At 42.3% G+C, this 13,042-nt stretch carries 14 protein-coding genes and 1 riboswitch; of the genes, 11 read left to right on the forward strand and 3 right to left on the reverse strand.

All coding sequences use genetic code 11. From position 1 onward, the window contains the following. Positions 1-51: 51 nt before the first annotated feature. The 8 genes from ACYQ3L_RS22495 to pyk all read left to right on the forward strand — a co-directional run bounded on the left by ACYQ3L_RS22495 (position 52) and on the right by pyk (position 8,215). Positions 52-1,293: a peptidase associated/transthyretin-like domain-containing protein gene (locus ACYQ3L_RS22495; protein ID WP_379998434.1), complete on the forward strand. Its 1,242-nt coding sequence runs from the start codon at positions 52-54 to the stop codon at positions 1,291-1,293. A 309-nt stretch (positions 1,294-1,602) separates the two neighbouring features. Further along, positions 1,603-1,702: riboswitch (TPP riboswitch) on the forward strand. Positions 1,703-1,781: 79 nt separating this feature from the next. Continuing rightward, positions 1,782-2,579 carry a hydroxyethylthiazole kinase gene (gene thiM, locus ACYQ3L_RS22500; RefSeq protein WP_379998436.1) on the forward strand — a complete coding sequence of 266 codons (798 nt, stop codon included), beginning with the start codon at positions 1,782-1,784 and terminating at the stop codon, positions 2,577-2,579. 2 nt (positions 2,580-2,581) lie between these two features. Then, the gene (gene thiE / locus ACYQ3L_RS22505; RefSeq protein ID WP_291107137.1) at positions 2,582-3,226 is read left to right on the forward strand and encodes a thiamine phosphate synthase; all 645 of its coding nucleotides are present in this window, start codon (positions 2,582-2,584) and stop codon (positions 3,224-3,226) included. Next, positions 3,223-3,876: a thiaminase II gene (gene tenA, locus ACYQ3L_RS22510; RefSeq protein WP_379998439.1), complete on the forward strand. Its 654-nt coding sequence runs from the start codon at positions 3,223-3,225 to the stop codon at positions 3,874-3,876. The genes thiE and tenA overlap by 4 nt, the downstream gene beginning before the upstream one ends. A 98-nt stretch (positions 3,877-3,974) precedes the next feature. Further along, entirely contained in the window at positions 3,975-4,784 is an 810-nt protein-coding gene (thiD, locus tag ACYQ3L_RS22515) for a bifunctional hydroxymethylpyrimidine kinase/phosphomethylpyrimidine kinase (RefSeq protein ID WP_379998441.1), read from the forward strand. 108 nt (positions 4,785-4,892) lie between these two features. Continuing rightward, on the forward strand, positions 4,893-6,155 hold the full coding sequence (locus ACYQ3L_RS22520; RefSeq protein WP_379998443.1) for a PLP-dependent transferase: 1,263 nt from the start codon (positions 4,893-4,895) through the stop codon (positions 6,153-6,155). Positions 6,156-6,270: 115 nt separating this feature from the next. Beyond that, positions 6,271-6,699, forward strand: coding sequence for a type II 3-dehydroquinate dehydratase (gene aroQ / locus ACYQ3L_RS22525; RefSeq protein ID WP_379998445.1), 429 nt, complete (start codon positions 6,271-6,273; stop codon positions 6,697-6,699). Between the two features lie 49 nt (positions 6,700-6,748). Then, complete coding sequence (gene pyk / locus ACYQ3L_RS22530; protein ID WP_379998447.1) at positions 6,749-8,215, forward strand: pyruvate kinase; 1,467 nt, start codon at positions 6,749-6,751, stop codon at positions 8,213-8,215. A 95-nt stretch (positions 8,216-8,310) separates the two neighbouring features. Here the strand turns inward: pyk and ACYQ3L_RS22535 are convergent, their stop codons facing one another. Together ACYQ3L_RS22535 and ACYQ3L_RS22540 are read right to left on the reverse strand one after the other, a co-directional pair. Continuing rightward, the gene (locus tag ACYQ3L_RS22535) at positions 8,311-9,396 is read right to left on the reverse strand and encodes a linear amide C-N hydrolase (protein ID WP_379998501.1); all 1,086 of its coding nucleotides are present in this window, start codon (positions 9,394-9,396) and stop codon (positions 8,311-8,313) included. A gap of 220 nt (positions 9,397-9,616) precedes the next feature. After that, positions 9,617-9,970: a cupin domain-containing protein gene (locus ACYQ3L_RS22540; RefSeq protein WP_379998449.1), complete on the reverse strand. Its 354-nt coding sequence runs from the start codon at positions 9,968-9,970 to the stop codon at positions 9,617-9,619. A gap of 134 nt (positions 9,971-10,104) precedes the next feature. Here ACYQ3L_RS22540 and ACYQ3L_RS22545 point away from each other — a divergent pair, with 134 nt between their 5' ends. From ACYQ3L_RS22545 to ACYQ3L_RS22555, 3 genes are all read left to right on the forward strand, one after another. Further along, positions 10,105-10,749 carry an O-methyltransferase gene (locus ACYQ3L_RS22545; protein WP_379998451.1) on the forward strand — a complete coding sequence of 215 codons (645 nt, stop codon included), beginning with the start codon at positions 10,105-10,107 and terminating at the stop codon, positions 10,747-10,749. Positions 10,750-10,853: 104 nt separating this feature from the next. Further along, complete coding sequence (gene rbfA / locus ACYQ3L_RS22550; protein ID WP_379998453.1) at positions 10,854-11,198, forward strand: 30S ribosome-binding factor RbfA; 345 nt, start codon at positions 10,854-10,856, stop codon at positions 11,196-11,198. 97 nt (positions 11,199-11,295) lie between these two features. Next, on the forward strand, positions 11,296-12,561 hold the full coding sequence (locus tag ACYQ3L_RS22555; protein ID WP_379998455.1) for an FtsX-like permease family protein: 1,266 nt from the start codon (positions 11,296-11,298) through the stop codon (positions 12,559-12,561). Here ACYQ3L_RS22555 and ACYQ3L_RS22560 read toward each other — a convergent pair. Then, entirely contained in the window at positions 12,556-13,041 is a 486-nt protein-coding gene (locus ACYQ3L_RS22560) for a GNAT family N-acetyltransferase (protein WP_379998457.1), read from the reverse strand. The genes ACYQ3L_RS22555 and ACYQ3L_RS22560 overlap by 6 nt on opposite strands. Position 13,042 lies beyond the last annotated feature (1 nt).

A 13,042-nucleotide genomic window follows, 5' to 3' on the forward strand; every position in this document is an offset into this window, starting at 1 on the left:
ATAAATATCGCTTAATAACGTTTATCTGATAACAACCTAAATAGCGAACAGATGAAAAGAGCCATCATTCTTCCCCTCTTGTTTCTATGCATACATACCTTTGCGCAAGCACCCATCAAAGGCATTGTTGTGGATAAGGATACAAAGAAGCCTGTTCCGGACGTTATTGTCCAATACGGAACCTCATCGAAAGAATATGCATATACCAATGCCGGCGGACAATTCTCTATACCCGCAACCAGCGAGGATGTCATCTACTTTCAATCCATCGGCTACAAATCCAGATCAGTATTGAAGTCTGCTCTGCGCCAACAGCCGACTGTTATGATGGAACTCAATCCGGTCTCCCTCAATCCGGTTGTTATCAACCCGTATGATGCCGATATGTTGCTGGAGGAAGTGATGCTCAATACCAAAAGGAATCTGGTCACAGACCACTCCATCGGATACTTGTTACATTTCCTGCAAACAAAAACTACCGACACCCTCCAAAACGAGATATACCTCAAATACACAACCATTCTGGATGAAAAAATATTGAAGAAGTCCTTAAAAAAGGAGCGGATACCTTATACATACAATATCGTAGATATCAGGCGGCTGCAAAAATCCGTAACTCCTACGTCAGAACTTTACGGGGCCGAGTATCATGCTTCGCACCTGCTCTCGTTCGGTAAAAGTATTAACAATGAAACAACACGTACATATACATCCGACAGTTCTCTCATCATACTGAATATAGAACCTCTGGCCGGGAAAGAAGGCTGGGCGAATGGAGAGGTGCGGATCAATAAAAGCGATATGACTATTAAGTCGATGGAGATAGAATCGGTCGATTCTATCCTGGCCTCGCAACCTGCAAAAAGATATCTGGGAAAGATGGTCCGGATACTGAGGAAAGTAGGGCGTTTCGAATTTGCAAAAGCCAGCAATGGCAAATACTACATGAAAGATTGCTATACTTATTATAAATTCAGGGCGGTGAACGAATTTGGACAGGAAGAAGATATAGTTTACCACTGTGAGGTTAATTGTATAGGCACTGTTGATAAAATAAAAATAAAGAGAAGGAAATTGAGCGGATACTGCCAGGAACTGTTCTATTTTCCTGATTCTACTCAGGATGACTTCTGGACTTTCAATCATAATTCCAATTCCGGTTGGAATAATTACAGTTTTACCGGAGAACTTTCTTTAGGTGACAACTCTCCTAGAAAAGCAAAGGGTGTATCGTTCTATCTGGGAAAGTCCGTTATGCTGATACCATTAGCAGCTTTGCTAATCTTTATATAGCCTGTAAATAAAAAGAAAAACAAAACGTAACAGATATATCAGTTAACAGTAAACAGTTAGCAGTAAACAGTATTTCACGCAGAGACGCTAAGGCGCAAAAGGTAACAAAGGTAACACTTGTTTCAGGGAACAGTAAACAGTGAACTAACTTGTAACTCGTAACTGCCCGCAGGGCGAAGTAACTCGTAACTGCTTTAATCAATACTTCAAAGAACTATAAGCTAACAGCTAAAGGCTAATAGCTTATTATATAGATAAACTTCTTTGAAAATACGACTTGTTTCTCCAATAATTTTCGTTAAGTTTGCATGTCACTGTTAGGGGTGTTCTTTTTTTAAAAGAGCTGAGATTAAACCCTTGAACCTGATATGCTGTAATGGGCATCGTAGGAAAACGGTCGTATTTTAGATTAGCAGTTAATAACAAATATATATCTATAAGCCGTTTCGTACTATTCGAAGCGGCTTTTTATTTTAATATTTCCGGATATGATTGATATTCAAAAATTAGTGAGGGATTTAAATACTGTCAGAAGTAAATCCCCTTTGATTCATAACATCACAAATTATGTGGTGATGAACAATACAGCTAACGGCCTGCTGGCAATAGGTGCGTCTCCTGTTATGGCGCATTCGCTCGAAGAAGTTGCCGAAATGGCAAGTATAGCATCTGCTTTAGTAATAAATATCGGAACTCTTGAGCCTGAATGGGTGAAGGCCATGCTAACAGCAGGTAAGACAGCGTTAAAAAAGAATACTCCCATCGTTTTCGACCCGGTAGGAGCAGGAGCAACCTCATACAGGACAAAAGTATGTAAACAGATAATTGAAGAGTGTAAACCTTCAGTTATACGGGGAAACGCCTCCGAAATAATGGCTTTATGGAATGCCAATGTACAGACTAAAGGTGTTGACAGTACCGATTCTTCGGATTCTGCGCTCGATTCGGCTAAGGCTCTGGCCCGGCAAACAGGTGCGGTAGTCGTTGTCAGTGGACAGACAGATTATATTACCGATGGAGAGAATACCCGCACCGTAGAAAATGGTAATCCGATGATGGCCCGTGTTACGGGGATGGGTTGTACGGCTACGGCGGTTGTCGCGGCCTTTGCCGCAATCAATGGCGATATGCTGGAAGCCGCCACACATGGTATGGCTGTTATGGGTGTTGCCGGAGAAATTGCCGCCTGTAAGTCTTCCGGAAACGGAAGTTTGCAGGTCAATTTTTTGGATGAGCTTTACAATCTTGATGAGGCTGCCATAAGGAATAATATAAAGCAATCGTAATTATGTTGTCATTCGATTTGAGCCTGTATCTGGTTACCGACCGTTCGCTTTCACTTGGTCGACCGTTGGAGACGGTTGTTGAGGAAGCTGTCAAAGGTGGGGTGACGATGGTGCAACTGAGGGAAAAGGATGCTTCTACACAGGATTTTTATAATATGGCGATGAGATTGAAGTCAATATTGAAACCTTGCAATGTACCTCTTATTATAAATGACCGGCTGGATATTGCTTTGGCCTGCGATGCTGAAGGTTTGCACATAGGACAGAAGGACATGCCATATACCGTTGCCCGTAAACTGCTGGGCAAAGATAAGATTATCGGCCTGTCAGTGGAAAGTGTCGAAGATGCAATCGAAGCCAATAATCTGGACGTAGATTATATCGGGATTTCTCCTGTTTTCAGTACGCTAACCAAAACCGATACCGCGACAGCTTTGGGTCTGGAAGGAATACGTGAAATAACCCGCATATCCGGACATCCCGGTGTGGGAATAGGAGGCATCAACCAGACGAATGCGCAGGATATAATACAGGCAGGCGCGAATGGAATATCGGTAGTGTCGGCTATTATGTCGGCTCCTGATCCGCGGCAATCAGCCCGTCAGCTAAAAGAAATCGTAAACAGATCAAAAAATACAAAGTTATGAAATGGAGTAAACAGGCATGGGATAAAGCTAAACCCATATACGAAAAAATATTAGAGCAACCCTTTATTCGGGGATTGATAGATGGCACACTGGATAATGAAAAATTCATGTTCTATATCCAACAGGATGCGCTATATTTGGCCGAATATGGAAAAGTATTGACCGGGTTGGCCTCAAAGCTTAGTCGTCCCGAACATATCGAAGCATTTATTCATTTTGCCGGAGATAGTATAGCTGTAGAAAAAGCGCTGCACGAAAGCTTCGTCAGTAAAATATCTTCCACATCCAAACCGGTGCCTTCTCCGGGTTGTTTGCTATATACTTCATTCCTTTTGAGGCAACTGGCAAATGCTCCTGTGGAAGTAATTGCCGCGGCTGTATTACCTTGCTTTTGGATTTACAAAGAAGTGGGGGATTATATCCTCGAACACCAGACTATGGGCGGGAATCCATATCAGAAATGGATAAATACATATGGCGGGGAAGAATTCGAACAGTCGGTAAAAACTGCTATTTCCATTTGTGACGAACTCGCGGATAGATGTACCTCGGAACAACAGCAGGCGATGACCGATGCGTATGTAATGTGCTCCAGAATGGAATGGATATTCTGGGACAGTGCATGGCGATTGGAGAAATGGCCTGTGTAAGTCCCCTGTCCCCCGGAGGAGGGGGTAAGTAAATATAAAAATACAGAATTAAATACACTGATTAAGTCTCCCCTTAGGGGAGGTTGGAGGAACTCATTATGAAACACTATAAAATTGCGCTTACCATTGCGGGAAGTGATCCCAGCGGGGGAGCAGGGATACAGGCCGACCTGAAAACATTTTCGGCTTGCGGTTGCTACGGGGCAACGGTGATTGTGGCTGTAGTAGATGAAAATACAATAGGTGTAACGGATGTGCATCCTATCCCCGTCCCGTTTGTATCGGGACAGATTAAATCGGTATTGGATGATATCGGGGCGGACGCGATAAAGATAGGAATGCTCCACTCTTCGGAGCTCATACTCGCTGTAAAGGATACATTGTCGCGGTACAGTATAAAGAATATTGTTCTCGACCCTGTAATGGTTGCCACATCGGGCGATAAACTTTTACAGGACGAGGCTATTGAAACATTGAAAAGCGAACTCATACCTTTTGTCAGGGTTATTACCCCGAATATTCCTGAAGCTGAAATCTTATTGGGGAAAAAGATCAGGAGTCAGGAGGAGCTGCCAAAAGTCATTAAAGACCTTTCCTTTGGGAACAGGGTGTCCGTGTTGCTGAAGGCCGGGCATCTGACCGGGGACAAACTGACGGATGTCTTCTACAATGCTGAAACAAATGAAATAATAGAACTGAGTTCGCAGCGTATCCATACAAAGAATACGCATGGGACGGGTTGTACATTCTCTTCTGCCGTAGCCGCGTTCCTGGCCCGGGGATTGTCCCTGACCGGTGCGGTAAAGCATGCAAAAGATTATATAAATAAGGCGATCACCGCCGGAGCCGGTTATGAAATAGGGAAGGGGCACGGGCCTGTCCATCATTTCTTCGATTTCTGGGAGTAGTGCCTCTGCCATATTTATGGTATTTACTATTATATTTCATCGTATTGTAATAATAATTTCCTAATACTTTTTTACCTTTGGGCTTTAATTTTTCAAATGTCATAGACAATGGCTCAAAACGACTCTCAAAACAAGAAATTCTCTACCCGCATTATCAGCGAAAAGTTTAACAAACAGGATGTACACGGGGCTATAGCGATGCCTGTCTACCGTAATGCAGCCTTTGAGTTTTCCGATTCGGAAAGTATTGCTGCTGCATTTCAGTATAAAGAAGAAGTGGCATCCCATACCTATACCCGGATAACGAACCCTTCGGTCGAAAATCTCGAACGTAAGATGAAAGCGGCATCCGGCGCTGAGAACGTGATGGTGGTAGCTTCCGGTATGGCGGCTATATCCAATACATTTCTTACAATAGCTTATGCCGGAAGCAATATTGTGACTTCGCCGCATCTGTTCGGTAATACTTTCTCGTTATTCAAATTTACACTTGCTGCCTTTGGTGTCGAAGTACGTTTTGTGAATACCGATAATATCGAAGAAATAGCCTCAGCTATTGATGAAAATACCTGTGCCTTCTTCTGCGAACTGATAACGAACCCACATTTGGAAATAGCCGATCTGCCCGGAATATCGAAGGTGCTGAAGGGGCGCAATGTGCCAATGATCGTAGATACTACCATCATCCCGTGGTGTGGTTTCGATGCCCGCAAAGCGGGGGTGGATATAGAAGTGGTATCGACTACAAAATATATATCCGGAGGCGCTACTACTATAGGCGGAGCCATCCTCGACTACGGTACATTCGACTGGGCACACAATAAACGGTTGGCTGCCGTAGCTCATAAAGGCGGTATGTCACAGTTCTCTTTTAAACTAAAGCGTGAGATAGCCCGTAATATAGGTGCGGCGATGGACCCTGAGGCTGCTTACTTACAGGCTTTAGGTATGGAGTCACTGCAATTGCGCTACGAAAGGGTATCTGCTTCTGCGTACGAGCTGGCTCAGTTCCTCTCCGGCCAAAAGGAAGTGGTGAAAGTGGGCTATCCGAAGCTGGAGAGTTCGCCATATAAGAAAATATCGGATGACCTGTTTAGCGGGAATCCGGGGGCAATGCTTACTTTCAGCCTTGAGAGCAAAGAAGCATGCTATAAATTTATGGACAGGCTGCAAATTATCCGCCGTGCAACGAACCTGTTTGACAACAAAACATTGATAATCCATCCCGAATCCACTATTTACGGTACGTTTTCGCCGGAACTGAAAGAAGTGATGGGGATAGAAAATAATCTGATGCGTCTGTCGGTCGGTTTGGAAGACGTTTCAGATTTACAGGCTGATATTATACAGGCGCTGAAGGATTTGAAGTAATGATTGTAATTTTACGTTAATTGTAAAATATTAGTCACTTGTTTCAAAGAAAAGTAGTACTTTTGTCCTCTAAACAAATAAAATAGCTGAATTCGGCGCTAAATAGCTGATAAAAATGAAGATACTGATAATAAACGGGCCAAATTTGAATTTGTTGGGTAAAAGGGAACCGGATGTTTACGGGAATACTTCTTTCGAAACATACTTTTCTCAATTACAACAAACCTGCACGGACTGCGAACTGTCGTATTTTCAATCGAACCACGAAGGGGCGCTGATCGATAAAATACATGAGGCAGGCTTTTCATTTGACGGAATCATATTGAATGCGGGAGCTTATACGCATACATCCGTTGCCCTTCATGATGCTATCAAGGCGGTGAATACTCCGGTGGTGGAGGTGCATATATCCAATATCCACACACGGGAGGAATTCCGGCACAAATCAATGATTGCGGCAGCATGTAAAGGATCGATAGCCGGCTTGGGACTATTCTCATACGAACTTGCAATAGACTTTTTTCGAAAGGTAAAAAAGGCCTGAGAAGATTAGAACAAAAAAAGAACTATATACATTTAATTAAATTGCATTTATGACTCAGAAGAAAACGAAAATTGTAGCTACAATTTCAGACATGCGTTGTGATGTTGATTTCATCAAGTCGTTGTACGACGCCGGAATCAACGTTGTTAGAATGAATTCGGCCCATATGACTGAAGAAGGCTTTATTCAAGTAATGACAAATGTACGCGCAGTATCTCCTTACATTGGTATCATGATGGATACTAAAGGTCCGGAAATACGTACAGCTAAAAATGCGTCGGGAGAAAAGATCATTGTAAAAACAGGCGATAAAATTAAAGTTGTCGGAGATTTGGATTTCCTTTCCACACAAGAGCAAATCGGTGTTTCTTATCCAAGTATCGTACAGGATGTGCCTGTAGGTAGCGTTCTTCTCGTTGACGATGGTGAAACTGCAATGAAAGTGATAGATAAAACGGCTGATTACCTTCTTTGTGAAATTCAGAACGATGGAACTATCGGCAACCGCAAGAGTGTAAATATACCGGGAGTTAGTGTAAACCTTCCTTCTATCACGGCTAAAGATAAAAGAAGTATCGAAATCGCGATCGAAAACAAAGCGGATTTTATCGCTCACTCATTCGTAAGAAACAAGCAAGACGTTCTGGATGTACAAAAAATCCTTGACGAATATAACAGCCCGATCAAGATTATCGCTAAAATCGAAAATCAGGAAGGTGTTGACAATATCGACGAAATCTTTGAAACGGCATATGGCGTGATGGTTGCGCGCGGTGACCTTGGTATCGAAGTACCACAGGAAAAAATTCCGGCAATCCAGCGTTTGCTTATCCGTAAGTCTATTGAGTATAAGAAACCGGTTATCGTAGCAACCCAGATGTTGCACACAATGATAGAGAATCCACGTCCTACACGTGCCGAAGTAACAGACATCGCCAATGCGGTATATTACGGAACGGATGCAGTGATGTTGAGCGGTGAAACCGCTTACGGTAAATATCCGTTGGAAGCTGTTCGTACAATGGCTCAGATATGTGCTACTACAGAGCAATCTAAACTGGACGAAAAAGTTATTCCGGTTCCGTTTAAGGATGAGGAATATGATACTACATCATTCCTTGCAAAACAAGCTGTAAAAGCCGCAACTCAGCTGGGTCTGGCTGCCATTATCACAGATAGCTATACCGGCCGTACAGCCCGTACGATCGCTGCATTCCGCAGTAAATGTCCTGTTTACGCTGTTTGCTGCAGCAACGAAGTTGCCCGCCAGCTTTCAGTATGCTACGGGATACAGGCAAGCTATCAGGAATCGACAGGGTTTACAACTCACCAACATAAACAATATTTCCTGAAGGCTCTTAACTCTATGTTAGACAAAGGGCTGGTTAAGAAAGATGACCAGGTTGCTTACCTTAGCGGTTCATTCGGAGAAGGTAAAGGAACTTCTTTCCTTGAAATCAATGGTGTTGGCCGTGTAGTAGATGCAGGCGACGCTTTCGAAGTGCCGGTAGATTAAGGTGTAAGAGTTATAAGCGATGAGCCGTGAATGATACGTTTTGATTTGTCGCTTTACTGAAACAAAAAGGATGCTTGTTCAAGCATCCTTTTTTATTATATGTCCGTTTTCTGATTTATATTTATTACATCTACAGGTTGCTGCATTATAATATCCATTGGTGTTGCCTTATATAGGACATTGGAAAAGTCAATAGTGTTCAGATCGATACTTCTGATAGTACTGTTATACATGGTGCGGAAGTAAATAATGCGGTGCTCCATATCGGTAGCTGAAGTCCATTGTGTGGCGCTGGGTATATCGGAGGGTACTTCCCCTATCGGAAATTCTATTCCTACCGGTATATCAAAATTATTTAATATTTGAAAACATTGGAGAACAGTCTTCAGAGAGGTATTTTGTTGTGGCGCTGACGTCTGATAAAAAGCAGCACGGACAAACCGGGATGGAGACGTTATATCTCCGGGCATACCCAGAAAGCCGCTTCCTGTGCCAAAAGATATTAATTCTGTACTTCCCAGGTGTTTTGCAGGAGCTGTACCCGTAAAAAGGTTAACATAATTATTGAGATTCGTCATATGCCACTCGAAACCCGGAGAGTTTGTAAGTACCCCCAGTTTATTTTCGTAAAACAGAGGAGTACCATTTATAATTTCAAGCACAAGTTGGCGTCCCGATGTATCGGTAAATCTCCAGTGAATAGTTGAGGCTCGTGGGTCGATACTTATGATGCATACTTTTTTCACGGCTTCTTTTACTTCGTCTACTGTTTTGCATTCACCTAGCAGCCAGGATACGAGTTGTAAGTCAGCTATGCTCTTTTCTTTTTTTGCAGTATCATAGTTTTCATATTTTCCGTAGTTGGGAAAATAGAATAGTCCGGCCGAAAGTCCCATTTCATTTAACCCCTCGGCTACAAAATCTTTTTGTTCGACAGCCAGGCCCACATATCCATAACGGGATGTAAAAGACATGCCGCCGATTCCTCCGGGGATATATGATTGTTTGGTATGCCCTCTGGGTACAATAACATACTGACTGTTCAGATTGCTTCCGCCCCATTCTATAGTGCGCGCAACAATAGTAGTTTCTGCTTTACTTTTCAAAGTTATGCCAGTGCATGATTCCGTTGGAAGTGGACAAATAAATGAAGTGGCAATAATCAGCAGCATAACGGGCATTTTTGATTTCATGTTCATTATTTTTTAATTAACAAATAACATATATACAATTAACGAATGGCCGGAAAGATAAGTTCAGTAATTAGCAACACATCCTCATGGCATCCCCTCCCTTATGTAGATATAATAAAAGACAATTTTTGGGATGATGGTAGTTGTTTGTGGGCTAATGAGTTCGTTAGAATAAAAAGGATGCCTGATCAGGCATCCTTTTTATATTTTATTCCACGTCCGTTCTGTCGTTAGTCGTGTCATTGTCCGGTTGGGATACGAGTATAAAATCTATCGGCCCCGATGTTTCATTTGCAATATAATGCTTCATCATAGGTTCTATCAGAATACCTTGCTGATCTTTTACCGTAACTTTTTTACCGTCTATGTGAAAGATTGCCGGACCTTTCAGTACAAAGAAGAATTGCCGTGAGGAGGTATGGAAGTGCAAAGTCTCCCGTGTTCCGGCGGGCATGGTTTCAATTTTCACCGATAAAGAATCCCTGTTCATGAGAATCCAACTACTACATTTGTCGCCCCAGAAATAATGAGGCGCCGAATTTTTATCTATCACTCTGCTCATACTTCTATAGATTTTAAAGGTGTAATGTCTTAAAATTAAGAAATATATTGGAAAGTATTGTTGTTTTCTGAAAATAATTACGAAATGATTATCTTTAACCTGTGTTAGATTACCTAATTTTATCGTAATAAACAATGTCATTAGACAAAAACGAAGCCATTGAAAATTATATTCTCTCCCATATAGATGATGAAGGGGATTTGTTGAAACAGCTCAACAGGGATGCACATGTAAATCTGTTAAAGCCGCGTATGCTGTCGGGGCATTTGCAAGGGAGGATGTTGAATATGTTTTGCCGGATCATGCAGCCGCAATATATCCTGGAGATAGGCACATATACAGCTTATGCAACCCTTTGTATGGCAGAGGGCGCCGCCGATGATGCGGAAATCCATACTATTGAAGTAAATGACGAACTGGAAGATTTCATCATGAAATACCTTCATAAGACAAAGTTGAAAGATAAGATACATCTGCATATAGGTGATGCGATGGAGATTATCCCCAATATAGACCGCATATTCGATATGGTGTTTATAGACGCCAATAAGCGCCACTATATAGAATATTATAATCTCATCTTCGATAAAGTACGTCCGGGTGGGCTTATTATAGCCGATAATACCCTGTGGGACGGGCATGTGCTGGAGACTCCGAAGCAGTCAGATAAGCAGACTATCGGAATACAGGCTTTTAATGATATGCTTGCTGAAGATGAAAGGGTGGAGAAAGTTATTCTGCCTGTACGGGATGGGTTGACATTGATCTGGAAAAAATAGCCGGTCGGTATTTTATCTTTGCAGAATAAAGGATAACCATTGTTAACTGTTAACTGATTACTGTTAACTGAAAAGTATTACCTTTGTACCCAAAATAATATAACATGGATACTACCAGACAGCAAAAAATAAACCGCCTTATTCAGAAGGAACTAAGTGAAATATTCAGGAAACAGACTCAGCAGATGCGGGGTGTACTCGTTTCTGTGAGCACGGTGCGTGTCAGCCCCGATCTGGGATTGGCAAAAGTATATCTGAGCATTTTTCCATCCGGACAGGCGAAAGATCTGCTTGCTAATATCAAGACGAATGTAAAGGCTTTGCGTTTCGATTTAGGCCAGAAGGTTGGCAAACAGTTACGCGTGATTCCCGAATTGAGCTTTTATCTGGACGATTCGCTCGATTATCTGGAGAATATAGATAAACTGCTGAACTCAGATAATAAGTAAAAGAAAGAATTTAATGCAACATCCCTTAAACCGACTATTATTGTTGCAGATAAAAAGTAATAAATCGGTCTGCGACCTTAAAAAGGAAGAATAGAACTTGAACCTTTCGTTTCACATAGCCCGGCGTTATCTTTTCGCCAAAAAGTCGCATAATGCCATCAATATCATATCCATGATATCGGTGTTCGGGATAGCTTTGGCAACAACGGCTTTGGTTTGTGTCCTTTCTGTATTTAACGGGTTCACCGGGGTGGTATCCCAGACATTCAGTGCGTTTGATCCCGAACTGCAAATTACCCCTGCGCAAGGCAAGGTGTTTAATCCGGCCAATCCTCAGATCGGGGAAGTGAAAAAGATAGACGAAATAGCGTTTACATCCGAAACGCTCGAAGAGAACGCCCTGTTGAAAAACGGGGATCGTCAGGAACCTATCATACTAAAGGGGGTATCGAAGAAGTTCGAAAATATCGCGAACATAGACAAGCTTATTATAGACGGCCGTTTCTTATTGCGGGAAGATGCTTCCGGTACGGCTGGGAGCATGGAACCCGATTCTTTGACCGAGTGGCATATAGATAACGGAGTAATAGGGGCCGGACTCGCGATGTTTCTCGGTGTACGTGCCAACTTTGTCGATCCCGTGGAGATTTATGTGCCTAAGAGGAACGTAAGAGTTAATCCGGCCAACCCATCTACGGCATTCGATCGTGGCAGTGTGTTTATCAGCGGGGTATTTGCCTTGAATCAGGCAAAGTATGACGATCAGATGATGATTGTATCCATAGACCTTGCACGCGAACTGTTGAGGTATGAGACCGAAGTGTCTTCTATTGATATAAAGCTGAAAAATGCAGCCGAAGCAGATAAGGTCCAGGCTAAAATCAAGTCCATTTTAGGTAATGATTATCTTGTTAAAAACCGCTTCGAACAACAGGAGGACCTGTTTCGTATGGTAAGCATTGAGAAATGGGTTACTTTCCTTATACTGGCTATAATATTGGTGATTGCGGTTTTTAATATCGTAGGATCATTGACGATACTTATTATAGAAAAGAATGAAGATATAAGAATCCTGAAAAACTTAGGAGCTGATAATAAACTTATACTGAAAGTTTTTCTGTTCGAGGGTTGTCTGATAACCTTTGTGGGTACGATTGCCGGGATAATATTGGGCCTTATAATCTGCCTGTTGCAGCAACATTTCGGGCTGCTACAACTTGGCTCTACACCCGGGACATTCGTTATGGATGCTTATCCGGTAGTAGTGGAACCTTTGGATGTCCTGCTCATATTTGTCACAGTAAGCCTGATAAGCCTTCTTGCAGTGGTTTATCCCGTGAATAATCTGCGCAAACGTTTATAATATGAGTTGCCAGAATTCCACGTCGATCAATTTCCCGAATTTTATTCCCGATTCCTTAAAATTTCCTATCAGTTCGAAATTAAATTTCCGGTGCAGTTTCCGGCTTTCGGGATTTGGCAGGGATATGACTCCTATCAGGGAATGGAGATTTATCTTACGCGCCCTGTCTATCAGTTCCTGATAAAGGATACTGCCGATTCCGTTCCCGGTTGCTTTGTGGTCGAGATATACACTGGTTTCCAAGGTTATATCGTATGCGGCCCGTTCGCGCCAGTTGCTAAGATACGCATAGCCGACAACAATGCCGTCTTGTTCATAGACAAAATAAGGGAAGTTCTTATCTTTTACTTTTTTTATACGGTCCTTTATTGTCTGTTCGCTTACCATATCATACTCAAAAGTAACAATGGTCTTTTCTATATAATAATTGTAAATCTCCGCAATTTTTTTTGCGTCGTCCGGGGTTACGTCTCTTATCATA

The sequence above is a fragment of the Dysgonomonas termitidis genome, assembly GCF_054657735.1.